15 protein-coding genes are annotated in these 17,004 nt (G+C 74.1%); 5 read left to right on the top strand and 10 right to left on the bottom strand.

What is annotated here, in order from left to right; genetic code table 11:
* Positions 1 to 182: 182 nt before the first annotated feature.
* From C0216_RS02690 to C0216_RS02645, 10 genes are read right to left on the bottom strand one after another with little or no spacing between them, the layout of a single operon-like run.
* A complete protein-coding gene (locus C0216_RS02690; RefSeq protein WP_114053702.1) occupies positions 183 to 1,769 on the bottom strand; it encodes an NADH-quinone oxidoreductase subunit N in 1,587 nt (528 codons plus the stop codon).
* The gene (locus C0216_RS02685) at positions 1,766 to 3,349 is read right to left on the bottom strand and encodes a complex I subunit 4 family protein (protein ID WP_114053701.1); all 1,584 of its coding nucleotides are present in this window, start codon (positions 3,347 to 3,349) and stop codon (positions 1,766 to 1,768) included. Before C0216_RS02685 ends, C0216_RS02690 begins: the two co-directional genes overlap by 4 nt.
* 14 nt (positions 3,350 to 3,363) lie before the next feature.
* Positions 3,364 to 5,370, bottom strand: coding sequence for an NADH-quinone oxidoreductase subunit 5 family protein (locus C0216_RS02680; protein WP_114053700.1), 2,007 nt, complete (start codon positions 5,368 to 5,370; stop codon positions 3,364 to 3,366).
* A complete protein-coding gene (gene nuoK / locus C0216_RS02675; protein ID WP_114053699.1) occupies positions 5,367 to 5,729 on the bottom strand; it encodes an NADH-quinone oxidoreductase subunit NuoK in 363 nt (120 codons plus the stop codon). Before nuoK ends, C0216_RS02680 begins: the two co-directional genes overlap by 4 nt.
* Positions 5,729 to 6,343: an NADH-quinone oxidoreductase subunit J family protein gene (locus C0216_RS02670; RefSeq protein WP_114053698.1), complete on the bottom strand. Its 615-nt coding sequence runs from the start codon at positions 6,341 to 6,343 to the stop codon at positions 5,729 to 5,731. Before C0216_RS02670 ends, nuoK begins: the two co-directional genes overlap by 1 nt.
* A complete protein-coding gene (locus C0216_RS02665) occupies positions 6,340 to 6,945 on the bottom strand; it encodes a NuoI/complex I 23 kDa subunit family protein (RefSeq protein WP_428985383.1) in 606 nt (201 codons plus the stop codon). The genes C0216_RS02670 and C0216_RS02665 overlap by 4 nt, the downstream gene beginning before the upstream one ends.
* Positions 6,945 to 7,904, bottom strand: a complete 960-nt coding sequence (locus C0216_RS02660; RefSeq protein WP_114053697.1) for a complex I subunit 1/NuoH family protein — start codon at positions 7,902 to 7,904, stop codon at positions 6,945 to 6,947. Before C0216_RS02660 ends, C0216_RS02665 begins: the two co-directional genes overlap by 1 nt.
* Positions 7,901 to 9,082, bottom strand: a complete 1,182-nt coding sequence (locus tag C0216_RS02655) for an NADH-quinone oxidoreductase subunit C (protein ID WP_114053696.1) — start codon at positions 9,080 to 9,082, stop codon at positions 7,901 to 7,903. Before C0216_RS02655 ends, C0216_RS02660 begins: the two co-directional genes overlap by 4 nt.
* Positions 9,079 to 9,666, bottom strand: coding sequence for an NADH-quinone oxidoreductase subunit B (locus tag C0216_RS02650; protein ID WP_114053695.1), 588 nt, complete (start codon positions 9,664 to 9,666; stop codon positions 9,079 to 9,081). The genes C0216_RS02655 and C0216_RS02650 overlap by 4 nt, the downstream gene beginning before the upstream one ends.
* Positions 9,657 to 10,064 carry an NADH-quinone oxidoreductase subunit A gene (locus C0216_RS02645; RefSeq protein WP_114053694.1) on the bottom strand — a complete coding sequence of 136 codons (408 nt, stop codon included), beginning with the start codon at positions 10,062 to 10,064 and terminating at the stop codon, positions 9,657 to 9,659. The genes C0216_RS02650 and C0216_RS02645 overlap by 10 nt, the downstream gene beginning before the upstream one ends.
* Positions 10,065 to 10,212: 148 nt before the next feature.
* On the opposite strand from C0216_RS02645, the gene C0216_RS02640 reads away from it, so the two are divergent.
* From C0216_RS02640 to C0216_RS02620, 5 genes are all read left to right on the top strand, one after another.
* Positions 10,213 to 11,382 (top strand): sensor histidine kinase, encoded by a 1,170-nt coding sequence (locus C0216_RS02640; protein ID WP_114053693.1) that lies wholly within the window; start codon positions 10,213 to 10,215, stop codon positions 11,380 to 11,382.
* 121 nt (positions 11,383 to 11,503) lie between these two features.
* The gene (locus tag C0216_RS02635) at positions 11,504 to 12,892 is read left to right on the top strand and encodes a sensor histidine kinase (protein WP_114053692.1); all 1,389 of its coding nucleotides are present in this window, start codon (positions 11,504 to 11,506) and stop codon (positions 12,890 to 12,892) included.
* A 159-nt stretch (positions 12,893 to 13,051) separates the two neighbouring features.
* Entirely contained in the window at positions 13,052 to 13,711 is a 660-nt protein-coding gene (locus C0216_RS02630) for a response regulator transcription factor (RefSeq protein ID WP_281277965.1), read from the top strand.
* Positions 13,712 to 13,940: 229 nt separating this feature from the next.
* Positions 13,941 to 15,899: a 2-oxoacid:acceptor oxidoreductase subunit alpha gene (locus C0216_RS02625; protein ID WP_114053690.1), complete on the top strand. Its 1,959-nt coding sequence runs from the start codon at positions 13,941 to 13,943 to the stop codon at positions 15,897 to 15,899.
* The gene (locus tag C0216_RS02620; RefSeq protein WP_114053689.1) at positions 15,892 to 16,959 is read left to right on the top strand and encodes a 2-oxoacid:ferredoxin oxidoreductase subunit beta; all 1,068 of its coding nucleotides are present in this window, start codon (positions 15,892 to 15,894) and stop codon (positions 16,957 to 16,959) included. The genes C0216_RS02625 and C0216_RS02620 overlap by 8 nt, the downstream gene beginning before the upstream one ends.
* Positions 16,960 to 17,004: the final 45 nt, after the last annotated feature.

The raw sequence follows: 17,004 nt of genomic DNA, 5'->3' as shown, positions 1-17,004 counted from the left end.
CGGCGTACGGGGCGGGGCGCGGCGGCGGCCGCCCCCGCGGCCGGGCCGGGGCGGGGGCGGGCGGTCGGCGCGGCCGCTGCTCCGTCCGGGTGACGCCGGAGCGGGCGCGGTCGCGGCGGGGCGGCCGGGCGAGGGCGGCCGGCGCCGGCCGGGGCGAGGGCGGCCGGCGGGGCGGCCGGCGGTCAGTGCGGGAAGAGGGTGCCCGAGGCGAAGCGGAGGACGGCCTGCGGGGCGCCCGAGAGGAGGACCGAGACGGCGGCCGTGACGGCGATCGCGGCGGTGACGGGCCACGGGGCCCGTACGCGCGCCCCGGCCGCCCCCGCGGCGCCTTCCGCGGCGCCTTCCGGGGCCCTGAAGAGCAGGGCGGTCCAGCGCAGGTAGTAGTACAGGGCGATGACGACGTTGGCGGCCATCACGACGGCCAGCCAGCCCAGTCCCGCGTCGACCGCGGAGCCGAAGACGGCGACCTTCGCGAACAGCCCGATGATGCCCGGCGGCAGGCCGGCCAGGCAGAGCAGGAAGAACGCGAGCGCGAGGGCGGCGGCGGGCCGCTCGGCGTACAGGCCGCGGTAGTCGGCGATGCGGTGCAGCGGCTTGGTGCGGGCGACGAGCGCGGCCACGGCGAACGCGCCGAGGTTCGCGGCGGCGTACATGAGCGCGTAGGCGACGGTGGCGCCGATCTCGTCGCGGCCGGAGTACGCGGCGGCGGCGATCGGCACGAGGAGGTAGCCGGCCTGGCCGACGGACGACCAGGCGAGCAGCCGCACCGCGCTGTGGGGGCGGGCGGGGTCCTGCCGGACGGCGGCCGCGTTGCCGAAGGTCATGGTGAGCGCGGCGAGGACGGCGAGGGCCGGGCCCCAGATGTCGGAGTAGGCGGGGAAGGCGATGACGGTGACGAGGATGAGGCCGGTGAAGCCGACGGCCTTGCCGATCACGGAGAGGTATCCGGCGATGGGCAGGGGCGCGCCGACGTAGGTGTCCGGCACCCAGAAGTGGAAGGGGACGGCCGCGGTCTTGAAGGCGAAGCCGACGAGGGTGAGCGCGACGCCGGCCATCGCGAGGGTGTCGAGCTGTCCGGGGACGTGGTCCAGCCGGTCGGCGACCTGCTCCAGGTGGAGGGAGCCGGTGGCCGCGTAGACGAGGCTGATCCCGAAGAGGGAGACGGCCGTGGCGGTGACGGAGGAGAGGAAGAACTTCAGGGCCGCCTCGGAGGACAGCCGGTCGCCGCGCCGCATGCCGACGAGGGCGAAGGCGGGCAGGGAGGCGACCTCCAGGGCGACGATCAGGGTGGCGAGGTCGCGGGAGGCGGGCAGCAGGGCGGCCCCGGCGGCGGAGGAGAGCAGCAGGAACCAGTACTCGCCGTCCGGCATGCGGGCCTCGCGGACCGCGGTGACGGACAGCAGGGCGGTGACGAGGGCGCCGGCCAGCACGAGGAACTGGATGACGAGGGTGAAGTGGTCGGCGGTGTAGCTGCACGCGCCGGGGTCGCCGGTCAGGCAGAAGGTGCTGCGGTCGCCGGCGCGCAGCGGCAGCAGCAGGGCGGTGGCGGCGGCGAGGCCGGCGATGGACAGCCAGCCGAGGAGCCGCTTCGTCCGCTCGGTCGCGAACAGGTCGGCGACGAGGACGGCAAGGGCGACGGCGGCCGGGACGACGACGGGGGCGATGGCGAGCCAGTCGATGCTCTGGACCAGGCCGGCCGCGGGTTCTGCGGCGGTCGTGGCGGTGGCCGCGGCGGCGCCGCCGGTGGTGGCCGCGTGCAGGGCCGTCATGCTTTGCCTCCTGCGAGGAGCTTCTGGACGGCCGGGTCGGTGAGGCCGAGGAGGATCGCGGGCCACAGGCCGGCGAGGACGGTGAGGGCGACGAGCGGCGTCCAGGCGGCGAACTCGTAGCCGCGGACGTCGGCGAGGGCGGCGGGGCCGGCCGGCTGCGCCGCGGGGTCGCCCATGCAGACGCGCCGGACGACGACCAGCAGGTAGGCGGCGGTGAGGAGGGTGCCGAACGCGCCCATCGCGGTCCAGGTGAGGAAGGCGGGGCGGGACAGGCCCTCGGCGGGGTCGAACGCGCCGAACAGGGCGAGCATCTCGCCCCAGAACCCGGCGAGTCCGGGCAGGCCGAGCGAGGCGACCGCCGCGAAGGCGAGGAGCGCGCCGAGGCGCGGGGCGCGGCCGTAGAGGGCGGCTCCGGTGGCGCCGGCGAGCGTGTCGAGGTCGGCGGTGCCGTAGCGGTCCTTGAGGGAGCCGACGAGGAAGAAGAGAAGGCCGGTGATGAGGCCGTGGGCGATGTTGGCGAACAGCGCGCCGTTGACACCGGTCGGGGTCATGGAGGCGATGCCGAGGAGGACGAAGCCCATGTGGCCGACGGAGGAGTACGCGATGAGCCGCTTCAGGTCGCCCTTGTTGCCCTTGCGGGCCAGCCACAGGCAGGCGAGGGATCCGTAGAGGATGCCGACGGCGCCGAAGGCGCCCAGGTACGGGGCGACGGTCTCCATGCCGTCGGGGGTGGCGGGCAGCAGGATGCGGACGAACCCGTAGGTGCCCATCTTCAGCAGGACGCCGGCCAGGAGGACGGAGCCGACGGTGGGGGCGGCCGTGTGGGCGTCGGGCAGCCAGCTGTGCAGCGGCCACATCGGGGTCTTCACGGCGAGGCCGGCGCCGATGGCGAGGACGGCCAGCAGCTGGGTGGTGGCGGTCAGCCCGCGGCCGCCGTCGGCGGCGAGGGCGGTCATGTCGAACGTGCCGGCGTGCAGGCCGAGGAGGAGCAGGCCGAGCAGCATCACGACGGAGCCGAGGAGCGTGTACAGGATGAACTTCCAGGCGGCGGCCTGCCGCCGGTCGCCGCCCCAGCGGGCGATGAGGAAGTACATGGGGATGAGGACCGTCTCGAAGGCGAGGAAGAACAGCATCAGGTCGAGGACGGCGAAGGTGGCGAGGGTGCCGGTCTCCAGGACGAGGAGGAGCGCGGTGAACGCCTTGGCGGAGGGGCCTGCCGGCAGCTTGAAGTAGCTGTAGAGCGCGCAGAGGAAGAACAGCAGCGCGGTCATCACGAGGAGGGGGAGCGAGATGCCGTCGACCCCGAGGTGGATCCGGACGTTCAGCGCGGGGATCCAGCTGATGTCCGTGGTCGCCTGGAAGCGGGAGGGCTGGTCGTGGTCGAAGCCGGCGGCCAGGGCGAGGACCGCGGCGAGGACGGCGCCGGTGACGGTCACGCCGTGGCGGAGCACGGCCTGTTCGGGGTTCCTGCCCTTCAGGCCGGGCGGGGGCGGCAGCAGGGCCGCGGCGGCACCGAGGAGGGGTGCGGCGACGGCGAACGCCAGGAGGAGCTGCATCACGGACGGGCTGATATCGATCACGGCTGGCTCACGGCTCACGATCCGGCGTTGAGGTTGGCGAGGACGGCGGTGGCGATCGCCAGGACCACGGCGCCGGCGAACAGGGCGCTCAGGTAGCTCTGCACGTTGCCGGTCTGGGCGCGGCGGACGAGGCTGCCGAGCAGCCTGGTCCCGGCGCCGGCCCCGCCGACGTACGTGTCGACGACCTCGCGGTCCAGGAAGCGGACGAGCCCGGCGGCGGCGCGGACGGGCCGGACGAACAGCCGGTCGTAGACGGCGTCGAGGTGGAAGCCGGCGGCGGCGTGCCGGTAGAGCGGTCCGAGCAGGGCGCGGCCCGGGTCGGGGGCGGGGCCGGCCGGGACGGCGGGGTGGTCGTGGGTGACCTCGGCGACCTCGGGGGCCTCGGCGGCGGATTCGGCGGCGGCGACGGAGGCGGGCACGGGCTCGGCGCTGCGGTAGGAGCCGGCCGCGGCGGCGGCGACGGCGCGCTGCCACAGGCCGTAGGTCAGCAGGGCGCCGACGGCGGCGGCGCCGGTGCCGAGGACGGTGGTGGCCGCGGTCGGGGTGAGCTGTCCGCCGTCGAACCAGTCGGCGAGCGGGACGGCGGCCAGTCCGAAGGCGAGGGAGGGGAGGGCCAGCAGCCACAGGACGCCGGTCATGGCGAGGGGCTGCCTGCCGTGGTCGGGGGCGGCGGCGCCGCGGCCGCGGAAGGCCATGAGCCACAGGCGGGTCGCGTAGGCGGCGGTGAGGAGGGCGGTGAGCACGCCGGAGGCGAGGACGAGCCAGCCGGCGGCGGCGGGGACGGCCTCGGTGTGGCCGGCGGCGGCGTTCTCGGCGGCGACGAGGACGGCTTCCTTGGAGAAGAAGCCGGCGAAGGGCGGGATCGCGGCGAGCGCGAGCAGGCCGATCGTCATGGTCCAGAAGGCGTCGGGGACGCGTCGGGCGAGGCCGTCCATGCGGGCCATGGCGGCGAGGGAGTTGGTGCCGGCGGCGTGGATGATCACGCCGGCGCCGAGGAAGAGGAGGGCCTTGAAGGCGCCGTGGGACAGGAGGTGGAAGACGGCGGCGCCGCGGTCGCCGACGGCGAGGGCGCCGGTCATGTAGCCGAGCTGGCCGATGGTGGAGTAGGCGAGGACCCGCTTGATGTCGTCCTGGGCGAGGGCGGCGAGGGCGGAGCCGGCCATCGTGACGGCGGCCATGGCGGCCATCACGAGGAGCGCGGCCCGGGAGGCCGTGAAGACGGGGAGGAGGCGGGCGATGAAGTACACGCCGGCGGCGACCATCGTCGCCGCGTGGATCAGCGCGGAGACGGGGGTGGGGCCGGCCATGGCGTCGGGGAGCCAGGTGTGCAGCGGGAACTGCGCGGACTTGCCGGCGACGCCGGCGAGGAGCAGCAGGGCGATCACGGTCGGGTGGTCGAGCCCGCCCGCGGCGACGGAGCCGAGGATGTCGGTGATCTGGAAGGAGCCGGTGTCGGCGGCGAGCGCGAACAGGCCGATCAGGAAGGGGACGTCGCCGAGCTTGGTGACGAGTAACGCCTTGAGGGAGGCGGAGCGGGCCGCCTCGGTCTCCCAGTAGTGGCCGACGAGGAAGTAGGAGCAGATGCCCATGACCTCCCAGCCGACCAGCAGCACCATCAGGTCGCCGGAGTAGACGACGAGGAGCATGGCGGAGGTGAAGAGGGAGACGAGCGCGGCGTACGAGGGGTAGCGGGGGTCCTCGCGCAGGTAGGCCGTCGAGTACAGCTGGACGCAGGTGGAGACGGTCGCGACGAGGACGGCGGTCAGGGCGGCGAAGCCGTCGAGGTGCAGGGACAGCTCGATCGGTACGGAGCCGGTGGGGGTGAGCTCGGTGGCGGCGTCGAGGGCGGGTCCCCCGCCCTGCCGGACGGCGACGAGCACGGCGAGGACGGCTGCGGCCAGGGCGGGGAGGACGGCGAGAGGGCGGACGAAGCCGGGGGCGGTGCGCCCGAGGAGGAGGCCGGCGGCGGCGCCGAGGAAGGGGAGGAGCGGGACGAGGACGGCGAGGGTGGTGGTGCTCACGCGGCGACCTCCGGCCGGGCGGTGCCGGTCGTGCCGGTCGTGTCGGGTTCGCGGGTTTCGGCGGTGTCGCGCAGCCGGTCGACGTCCGAGGTGCCCCGGTTGCGGTAGACCATCAGCACGATCGCGAGGCCGATGCCGATCTCGGCGGCGGCGATGGCGATGGTGAAGAGGGTGAGGGCCTGGCCGGCGTGGAGGGTGTCGCGCAGCCAGACGTCGAAGGCCACCAGGTTGAGGTTGACGGCGTTGAGCATGAGCTCGACGGACATCAGGACCAGGATGGCGTTGCGGCGGGCCAGGACCCCGTAGAGGCCGGTGCAGAAGAGGAGCGCCGCGAGCACGGCGGGGTAGGCGAGGTGCATCAGCGCTCCCCCTGGTCGGTGGCGTCGGCGGGTGCGGCGGCGGTGTCCGCCGTGTCCTTGCGGGAGAGCACGATGGCGCCGATGAGGGCGGCGAGGAGGAGGACGGACAGGGCCTCGAACGGCAGCACCCAGTGCCGGAAGAGGATTTCGCCGGTGACCCGGGTGGAGCCCTGGACGGGGCCGTCGAGGTCGATCCAGGTGGTGCGGAAGGCGTCGACGACCACCCAGACGAGTGCGGCGGCGGCGGAGGAGGCGACGCCGAGGGCGACCCACCGGTTGCCGGAGTCGGCGTCCGGGGAGCGGCCGATGGGGGCCTTGGTGAGCATGAGGCCGAAGAGGAGGAGGACGACGACGGAGCCGAGGTAGATGAGGACCTGGACCCAGGCGATGAACTCGGCGGTGAGCAGCAGGTACTCGACGGCGATCCCGCCGAGCGCCACGACCAGCCACAGGGCGGCGTGGACGAGTTGGCGGGTGGTGACGGTGACGAGGGCTGCGCCGAGGGTGGCGAGGCCGACGAGGACGAAGGCGATCTCGACGCCGGTCGGGGAGAGGAAGCCGCGCTCGGCGGCGGCCGTCGCCGCGGTGGCGAGGGCGGTGGATGCGGGGGTCACGCGTCCGCCTCCCCGGGGGCCGGGCGGCCTGCGGCCGGGTCGGCGGAGGCCTGCTCGGCGGCTGCGGCTGCGGCAGCCGCGGCGGCGGCTTCGGCCTTGTCCGCCGCCTTGCGGGCCGCGGCGAGCTCCTTGGGCTCCTCCGCGGCGGGGTCGAGGGCGGGCGGGGCGGGCACCGTCCACATCCACTGGCGGAGCTTGTCGCGCTCGTGGGTGAGGTCGAGGATGTCCGTCTCCGCGTACTCGAACTCCGGCGACCAGAAGAGGGCGTCGAAGGGGCAGACCTCGATGCAGATGCCGCAGTACATGCAGAGCGAGAAGTCGATGGCGAAGCGGTCGAGGACGTTGCGGCTGCGCTCGCGGCCGCCGGGGGTGGCGGCGGGCACCGTCTCCTTGTGGGAGTCGATGTAGATGCACCAGTCGGGGCACTCGCGGGCGCACAGCATGCAGACCGTGCAGTTCTCCTCGAACAGGCCGATGACCCCGCGGGTGCGGGGCGGGAGTTCGGGCTGCACCTCGGGGTACTGGGCGGTGTGCGAGCGCTTCGTCATCGTGCGCAGGGTGACGGCGAGGCCCTTGGCCAGGCCGGATCCGGGGATGGGCATCAGTTCATCGCCACCTTCACGATGCCGGTGAGCGCGATCTGGGCGAGCGCGAGCGGGATGAGGAGGGTCCAGGCGAGCTTCTGCAGCTGGTCCTCGCGCAGGCGCGGGTAGCTCACGCGGAGCCAGATCACGACGAAGGCGAGGACGGCGGTCTTGAGGAGGGTCCACACCCAGCCGTCGGCGACGGGCCCGTGCCAGCCGCCGAGGAAGAGGACGGTGGTCAGGGCGCAGAGGACGACGATGCCGGCGTACTCGGCGAGGAGGAACAGGGCGAAGCGGAGGCCGGTGTACTCGGTGTACGCGCCGAAGATGATCTCGGAGTCGGCGACGGGCATGTCGAAGGGGGGCCGCTGGAGTTCGGCGAGCCCGGCGACGAAGAAGACGAGCGCGCCCGTGATCTGCCAGGGCAGCCACCACCACTCGAAGGCGTCGACGATGCCGGGCAGGGACACGGTCCCGGCGGCCATGGCGACGGAGGCGGCGGTGAGCAGCATGGGCAGCTCGTAGGCGAGGAGCTGGGCGGCGGTGCGCAGGCCGCCGAGGAGGGAGAACTTGTTCGCGGAGGCCCAGCCGGCCATGAGGCTGCCGAGGACGCCGACGCCCATGACGGCGAGGACGAAGAACACGCCCGCGTCGATCGCCTGCCCGACGGCGCCCTCGCCGGGGCCGACGGGGATGGCGATGAGGACGAGGAGGTAGGGGAGCAGGGCGACGGCCGGGGCGAGTTGGAAGATGCGGCGGTCGGCCCCGGCGGGGACCACGTCCTCCTTCTGCGCGAACTTCACGCCGTCGGCGACGAGCTGGGCCCAGCCGTGGAAGCCGCCCGCGTACATGGGGCCGAGGCGGCCCTGCATGTGCGCCATCACCTTGTGCTCGGTCTGCCCGACGACGAGCGGGAGCACGAGGAAGACGGCGAAGACGACCAGCAGCCGCAGGGCGACGTCGAGTGCGTCGTTCACGCGTCGCCTCCGTTGTCGGGTGTGGGGTCGGGGGTGGTGGTCTCGGCGGAGTCGCTGCCGCTGCCGCTCCGGGTGCCGGTCGCCGGGGTGTCCGGTTCGGCGGCGGGGGCGGGTCCCGGTTTGCGCTCCCGGTCGGCCGGGGGCTCGGTTTCACCGAAGGCGGGCTTGGGGTCGTGCCAGGGCGCGTCGGAGCTGCGCCGGGCGGCGGCCTTGCGGGCGGGCCGCTCCTCCCCCGCGGCTGCCGGGGCCTCTCCCCCGCCGGGCGGGGCCGCGGGCGCGGTGGCCTGACTGGCGGAGCCGTCCGCCGCGGACCGCGTGCGCCGCGCCGGACGCACCGGAGCCTCCGCACCCTCAGCCGGAGCCGGAGCGGCGGCCGCCTGGCTCGCCGAGCCCTCCGACACCGACCGCATGCGCCGCGCGGGCCGCGCCGGAGCCTCCGCACCGGCCGCACCCTCAGCCGGCGCCGGAGCGGCGGCCGCCTGGCCGGCGGAGCCGTCGGCCGCCGAGCGGGTGCGGCGGACCGGTGCGCCCTCGCGCGGGGTGCGGGCGGCCGCGCCCGCGGCGCGCGCGGTGCGGGCCGGGCGGGCGGGGGCGGGCGGGAGCTGGCCCTTGAGGGGGCCCCAGTCGTTGGGGTCGGGGACGCCCGGTGGCAGCATCTGGCGCCGCTTGGGCCCGTCGGCCTCGGCACCCTCGCCCGGCTCCTTCGCGCCCGGCCAGGCCTTCGCGACGCGCGCGGCGAGGACGAAGTCCTTGCGCAGCGGGTGGCCCTCGAAGTTCTCCGGCAGGAGCAGCGGCGCCAGGCCGGGGTGGTCGGTGAAGACGACGCCGAACATCTCGTGCGTCTCGCGCTCGTGCCAGGCGGCGCCCGCGTACACGGCGACGGCGGACGGCAGCGAGGCCGCCGCGTGCGGGACGGTCGTGCGCAGCAGCAGGCGGCGTACGCGGCGGTTCTCCAGCGCGACGACGTGCGCGCAGATCCGGAAGCCGGTGCCGGGCTCGTCGACGGCGCTCAGCCAGTCGAAGTAGGTGCAGCCCAGCTTGTCGCGGGCGGTCTCCAGCGCGGAGATCCAGCTGCCGGCGGGGACGTCGACGGTGAGGACGCCGTACGAGCTCTCGGCGACGGCCTCGGCGCCGAAGACGCTGGCGGCGGCGTCGGGCAGGGTGTCGTACGGGTTCATGCGCCGCCTCCCGGGGCGGGCGGGGGCGTGACCAGCCCGCTGGTGAGCTGCGGCACCGAGGGCGCCTGCGCGTACCGCTCGGCGAGCGACTCGCGGGCGATCTTCTCCTGGAGCTTGAGGATGCCCTGGAGCAGTGCCTCGGGGCGGGGCGGGCAGCCGGGGACGTAGACGTCGACGGGGATGATCTGGTCGACGCCCTTGGTGACGGAGTACGAGTCCCAGTACGGGCCGCCGCAGTTGGAGCAGGCGCCGAAGGAGATGACGTACTTCGGCTCGGGCATCTGCTCGTAGAGCCGCTTGACGGCCGGGGCCATCTTGTCGGTCACCGTGCCCGAGACGATCATCAGGTCGGCCTGGCGGGGGCCCGGCGCGAAGGGGATGACGCCGAGCCGGATGAAGTCGTGGCGGGCCATCGACGCGGCGATGAACTCGATCGCGCAGCAGGCGAGGCCGAAGTTGAAGACCCACAGGCTGTAGCGGCGGCCCCAGTTCAGGACCACCTTCATCGGCTCGGGGGCCAGCCGGGACAGGACCCCGAGGCGCCGGGGCTCCGGCAGCATCTGGGGCTCGGGTGTCACGTCCATTCGAGGACGCCCTTCTTGTACGCGTAGAGCAGGCCGACGGCGAGGAAGCCCAGGAAGACGAACATCTCCACGAGCGTCGTGGCGCCGTAGCCTGCGGCGGCGAACACCGTCGCCCACGGGAAGAGGAAGATCGAGTCGACGGCGAAGATGACGTAGAGGAAGGCGTAGACGTAGTAGCGGACCTGGGTGTGCGCCCAGCCCTCGCCCACGGGGTCGACGCCGCACTCGTACGTCAGGAGCTTCTCGGGGGTCGGGACGACGGGGCGCAGCAGGCGGCCCGCGCCGAAGGCGACGGCCACGAAGAGCACGCCGAGGACCGCCAGCAGGCCGACGGCCGAATAGCCCAGGAAGTAGTCCGCGGCGAGCACGGTCACGGTCGACACCGTTGGTTCGGACACGTCCGTTCCTCGCTCCCTGGCCACTGTCGACGATCTGGTACGGACGGGAGTCTAGGGCCTGCCCCGAGCGGGGTGGGGTTATCCCCCGTTCACCGCGGCCCGGCTCCCCCATGGCACCGGCCGCGGGCGTCTTGGCAGGCTGTGCGGCATGACCGCACTCCCTGCCGCTCCCGACGACGACCGACCGCCTGCCGTACGCCCCGCCCTGGGGGCGGTGACGTGGAAGGAGATCGCCCACCTGCTGGCCAACCTGCCGGCCTCCCTCGTCGGGTTCGTGTGGACGCTGACGATGGTGGCGACGGCGGGCGGGCTGTCCATGACGGTGGTCGGTGTTCCGCTGCTGGCGGCCGGCCTGGCCGTGTCCCGGGTGGGGGGGCGGTTGGAGCGGGCGCGGGCGCGGCTGCTGCTCGGTGTGCGGGTGGAGGAGCCGTCCGCGCTGCCGGGTCCGCGGCGGGCGGGCGGGTTCCTGGCGTGGCTGTGGTCCGCGGTGACGGACCCGGTGGCCTGGCGGGCCGTGCTGTACGAGCTGGTACGGCTGCCCTGGGGGGTGCTCACCTTCACGGTAGCGCTGACGGGCCTGTTCGTGCTCTGGCCGGTGCTGCCGTACGTGGCGCGTGCGCTGACGAACGTGGACCGGGTGCTGGTGCGGGTGCTGCTGTCGCCGTCGGACGAGCTGGAGCGGCGGATCGCCGAGCTGGAGTCGGACCGCGGGATGGTCGTGGACACGGCGGCCGCGGACCTGCGGCGCATCGAGCGGGACCTGCACGACGGGGCGCAGGCCCGGCTGGTGGCGCTGGCGATGGGCCTGGGACTGGCGAAGGAGAAGCTGGAGGAGGACCCGCGGGCGGCGGCGGCGATGGTGGACGAGGCGCACGGCGAGGTGAAGCTCGCCCTGAAGGAGCTGCGGGACCTGGCGCGCGGCATCCACCCGGCGGTGCTGACCGACCGCGGCCTGGACGCCGCCCTGTCGTCGGTCGCCTCACGCTGCACGGTGCCGGTCGCCGTCGCCGTCGACCTGCCGGAGCGGCCCGCCCCCGCCGTCGAGGGCATCGCCTACTTCACGGTCTCGGAGCTCCTGCAGAACGTCAGCAAGCACGCGCAGGCCTCCTCCGCCCGCGTCGAGGTGTGGAAGTCGGGGCCGCGGCTGCTGATACGCGTCGCCGACGACGGGCGGGGCGGGGCGGCGCCCTCCGGGGGCACCGGCATGGCGGGGCTCGCGGAGCGGCTGGAGGCGGTCGACGGGGTGTTCGCCGTGGACTCCCCGCCGGGCCGGGGGACGGTCGTGACGGCCGAGCTGCCGTGGCGGGCGCGCGGCTGACCGCGCGGGGGTGGGGTTAACCCCCGGCCGGGGAGGCCGACGCACCTCATGGACCGGCCGGGCCCCGGCGGGGAGGGTGAAGGGGCGGATCAAGCGGACCCGAGGGGAAGGCGGACGGAGCATGGACGGCGGCGGCGCGGTGGCCGGCAGGGCAGGCCGAGCAGGCGGGAAAGGCGGGGCAGGGCGGGCCGGCGGGGCAGGGCGGGGGCTCGGCGCGATGCTGTCGGCCCCGGTGTCGGCGCGGGCGTGGCGGGAGTTCGCGTACGTGCTGCTGTCGCTGCCGCTTGCGGTCGTCTACTTCTCCCTCGCGATCACCGGGCTGAGCCTGGCCGCCGGGCTGCTGGTGACCTTCGTGGGGATCCCGGTGCTGGCCGGGGTGCTGCTGGTGTGCCGCGGGTTCGGGTGGCTGGAGCGGGCCCGGGCGCGCGTCATGCTGGGGGCCGAGGTCGCCGAACCGGAGCCCCTGCCGGCGGGCCGTCCGGGAGCGGGGGCCGCCGGGGGGCGCGGGCTGCTCGGCGCGGTGGCCGCGCTGCTGAAGAGCGGGAGCGCCTGGCGGCACGCGGTGTTCGCGGTGGTGTGGTTCCCCTGGGCCGTGTTCGCGTTCTGCACCGCGCTGACGCTGTGGACGACCGCGTGGTCGCTGCTGCTGTACCCGCTGTGGTTCTGGGTGTTCCCGGTGTTCACGGACCAGCCCGGCCTCCAGCTGTTCCAGGACGGCGAACACACCGTCCACCTGGACGGGCCGGCGGAGGTCGCGCTGGCCTTCCTGGCCGGCCTGGTGCTGGTGTCGGCCGCGCCGTGGGTCGTACGGGGCCTGGCCGCGGTGGACCTGCTGCTCGTCCGCGGGCTGCTCGGGCCGTCCCCCCTCGCGCACCGCGTCTCGGAGCTGGAGTCGGACCGGGGTGTGGTCGTGGACACGGCGGCCGCGGACCTGCGGCGCATCGAGCGGGACCTGCACGACGGGGCGCAGGCCCGGCTCGCGGCGCTGGCGATGGGGCTGGGCCTGGCGAAGGAGCAGGCGGCCGAGGACCCGCAGGCCGCCGCCCGCCTGGTGGACGAGGCGCACGGCGAGGTGAAGCTCGCCCTGAGGGAGCTGCGGGACCTGGCGCGCGGCATCCACCCGGCGGTCCTGACCGACCGCGGCCTGGACGCCGCGCTCTCCTCGGTCGCCTCACGCTGCACGGTGCCGGTCGCCGTCGCCGTCGACCTGCCGGAGCGGCCCGCCCCCGCCGTCGAGGGCATCGCCTACTTCACCGTGTGCGAGCTCCTCCGGAACATCGGCGACCACGCGCGCGCCACCGCCGCCCACGTGGACGTCTGGAAGTCGGGGCCGCGGCTGCTGGTCCGCGTCGCCGACGACGGGCGCGGCGGGGCCCGACCGGGCTCCGGCGGTACGGGGCTGGCGGGGCTCGCCGAGCGGCTGGGCGCGGTGGACGGCGTGCTCGTCGTCGACTCGCCCGACGGCGGTCCCACCACCGTCACCGCCGAGCTGCCCTGGCGCTCCCGCTGACCGGGCGGCGCCCCACCTGCCGGAACCCACAGCTCCGCTGACTGCCCCTCCCGAACGCGCCCCCTGTGCGCCCCCGTACGCGCCCCCGGCCTGGAATGCTTGGCCGCGTCGGCACAACGGACGAGTGGACGCGGGAGCTGCGGGATCGTGGAAGACAGGGTGCGGGTGGTCATCGCCGAGGACTCGGTGCTGCTGCGGGAGGGGCTGACGCGGCTGCTGACCGACCGGGGGCACGACGTCGTCGCGGGCGTCGGGGACGCGGAAGCCCTGCTCAGGACGGTGGACGAGCTGGGGGCCGGGGGCGCGCTGCCCGACGTGGTCGTGGCCGACGTGCGGATGCCCCCGACGCACACGGACGAGGGCGTCCGGGCGGCCGTACGGCTGCGCCGCAGCCACCCCGGGGTCGGGGTGCTCGTGCTGTCGCAGTACGTGGAGGAGCAGTACGCCACCGAGCTCCTGGCCGGATCCAGCACCGGCGTGGGCTACCTCCTCAAGGACCGGGTGGCCGACGTCCGCGAGTTCCTGGACGCGGTGGTCCGCGTCGCCCGCGGCGGCACCGCGCTGGACCCGGAGGTCGTCGCCCAGCTGCTGGGGCGCAGCCGCCGGCAGGACGTGCTGGCGGGGCTGACCCCGCGCGAGCGGGAGGTGCTGGGGCTGATGGCGGAGGGCCGGACGAACTCGGCGGTGGCCAAGCAGCTCGTGGTCAGCGACGGCGCCGTCGAGAAGCACGTCGGCAACATCTTCATGAAGCTGGGCCTGTCGCCCAGCGAGGGCGACCACCGGCGCGTCCTGGCGGTCCTGGCCTACCTGCGCTCCTGACCGCCCCTCCGGGCCGGGCGCCTCCCGGGGATTCACACCTTTTCCTGAACGCCGCCGAAAAAATCGGAATGGGTGAATCCCCGGGATTGCCGCGGAATCTCGCGGAATTCTGACCGGAGGCCGTCTTGTGCGGCGGTCCGGAGTATGAATGTCCCCGATATGGGCAGGCCCGGCGTCGTAGGGTGGGCCTTGGAGCGGCAACGCCACGCCTCGAAGGAGGTCCAGTTCAGTGACCAGTCAGGTCAGTAGCCCAGCCGAGCAGGCCGACGGGGCCGGCGGCGCCGAGCCGGCAGTCGTCGGCGAGCAGAGGACGCCCCCGGGTCCGGGCGGCGGCGGGAAGGAAGTGCGCCGCCTCGACCGGGTGATCATCCGCTTCGCGGGTGACTCGGGGGACGGCATGCAGCTCACCGGCGACCGGTTCACCTCGGAGACGGCGGCCTTCGGGAACGACCTCTCCACCCTGCCGAACTTCCCGGCCGAGATCCGGGCCCCCGCCGGCACCCTGCCCGGCGTCTCCTCGTTCCAGTTGCATTTCGCGGACCACGACATCCTCACGCCGGGCGATGCCCCGAACGTGCTGGTGGCGATGAATCCGGCCGCGCTGAAGGCGAACATCGGCGACGTTCCGCGCGGCGCGGAGATCATCATCAATACCGACGAATTCACCAAGCGCCCGATGGCGAAGGTCGGCTACGACACCTCGCCGCTGGAGGACGGCTCCCTGGGCGCGTACAACATCCACCCGGTGCCGCTGACGACCCTCACGGTCGAGGCGCTGAAGGACTTCGGGCTCTCCCGCAAGGAGGCCGAGCGCAGCAAGAACATGTTCGCGCTGGGCCTGCTGAGCTGGATGTACCACCGGCCGACCGAGGGCACGGAGAACTTCCTGCGGCAGAAGTTCGCCAAGAAGCCGGACATCGCCGAGGCGAACGTCGCGGCGTTCCGCGCGGGCTGGAACTTCGGCGAGACGACCGAGGACTTCGCGGTCTCCTACGAGGTGGCCCCGGCCACCCGCGCGTTCCCGACCGGCACCTACCGCAACATCTCCGGGAACCTCGCCCTGTCGTACGGGCTGATCGCCGCGAGCCGGCAGGCCGGCCTGCCGCTCTACCTCGGCTCGTACCCGATCACCCCGGCCTCGGACATCCTGCACGAGCTGAGCCGGCACAAGAACTTCGGCGTGCGGACCTTCCAGGCCGAGGACGAGATCGCCGGCATCGGCGCCGCGCTCGGCGCGGCCTTCGGCGGCGCACTCGGCGTCACCACCACCTCCGGGCCGGGCGTGGCGCTGAAGTCGGAGACGATCGGCCTGGCGGTCTCCCTGGAGCTGCCGCTGCTGATCGTGGACATCCAGCGCGGCGGCCCCTCCACGGGCCTGCCCACCAAGACGGAGCAGGCGGACCTGCTCCAGGCCATGTACGGGCGCAACGGCGAGGCGCCGGTGCCGATCGTGGCCCCGCGCACCCCGGCGGACTGCTTCGCCGCAGCCCTGGACGCGGCCCGCATCGCGCTGACGTACCGGACGCCGGTGTTCCTGCTGTCCGACGGGTACCTCGCCAACGGCTCCGAGCCCTGGCGGATCCCCGACCAGGAGGAGCTGCCCGACCTGCGGGTCGCCTTCGCCGACGGGCCGAACCACACCCTCCGGGACGGCACCGAGGTCTTCTGGCCGTACAAGCGGGACCCCGAGACGCTGGCCCGCCCGTGGGCCGTGCCGGGCACTCCCGGCCTGGAGCACCGCATCGGCGGCATCGAGAAGCAGGACGGCACGGGGAACATCTCCTACGACCCCGCCAACCACGACCTGATGGTCCGCACCCGCCAGGCCAAGGTCGACGGCGTCGAGGTGCCCGACCTGGAGGTCGACGACCCGGACGGCGCCCGGACCCTGGTCGTCGGCTGGGGCTCCACGTACGGGCCGATCACGGCCGCCGTCCGCCGGCTGCGCCACGCCGGCCTGCCGGTCGCGCAGGCCCACCTGCGCCACCTCAACCCCTTCCCGCGCAACCTTGGGGAGGTGCTGCGGAGCTACGACACGGTCGTGGTGCCGGAGATGAACCTCGGGCAGCTCGCGACCCTGCTGCGGGCCCGCTACCTGGTCGATGCCCGCTCGTACACGCAGGTCAACGGCATGCCGTTCAAGGCGGAGCAGCTCGCGAAGGTACTGGAGGAGGCCATCAATGACTGAGGCGACCGACACGGCGAGCCTGCTCTCTCTGGTCCCCAGGGCCGAGGCCCGCCAGTCCATGAAGGACTTCAAGTCCGACCAGGAGGTCCGCTGGTGCCCCGGCTGCGGCGACTACGCCGTGCTCGCCGCGGTGCAGGGCTTCATGCCGGAGCTCGGGCTGGCGCGGGAGAACATCGTCTTCGTCTCCGGCATCGGCTGCTCCTCGCGTTTCCCGTACTACATGAACACGTACGGGATGCACTCCATCCACGGCCGGGCCCCCGCCATCGCGACGGGCCTGGCCACCTCCCGGCGCGACCTGTCGGTGTGGGTCGTCACCGGTGACGGCGACGCGCTGTCCATCGGCGGCAACCACCTGATCCACGCGCTGCGGCGGAACGTCAACCTCAAGATCCTGCTGTTCAACAACCGGATCTACGGGCTGACCAAGGGGCAGTACTCGCCCACCTCCGAGCTCGGGAAGATCACCAAGTCGACGCCGATGGGCTCGCTCGACGCGCCCTTCAACCCGGTGTCGCTGGCGCTGGGCGCGGAGGCGTCGTTCGTGGCGCGCACCGTCGACTCCGACCGCAAGCACCTCACCGAGGTGCTGCGGGCGGCCGCGGACCACCCGGGCACGGCGCTGGTGGAGATCTACCAGAACTGCAACATCTTCAACGACGGCGCCTTCGACGCCCTGAAGGACAGGGACCGGGCCGAGGAGGCGGTGATCCGCCTGGAGCACGGGCAGCCGATCCGCCTCGGGGCGGGCGGCCGCAAGGGCGTCGTACGCGATCCGGCGACCGGGGACCTGGAGGTCGTCGAGGTCACCGCGGAGAACGAGGCGCGCGTCCTGGTCCACGACGCCCGGGCGGCAAGCCCCACCACGGCCTTCGCGCTGTCCCGGCTGGCCGACCCGGACACGCTGCACCAGACGCCGATCGGCGTCTTCCGCAGCGTGGAGCGGCCCGTGTACGACACGCTCATGGCCGAGCAGCTGGAGACCGCCGCCGCCGCCAAGGGCGGGGGCGACCTCGCCGCGCTGCTCGCCGGCAACGACACCTGGACCGTCGTCGGCTGAACTTGTCGGCGCGCCGATCCCCCGGCCCGGGGCTCCACCAGGAGC

The organism is Streptomyces globosus, assembly GCF_003325375.1.
Classification (GTDB): Bacteria; Actinomycetota; Actinomycetes; order Streptomycetales; family Streptomycetaceae; genus Streptomyces; species Streptomyces globosus_A.
This window is presented reverse-complemented; position numbering and strand designations above follow the sequence as displayed.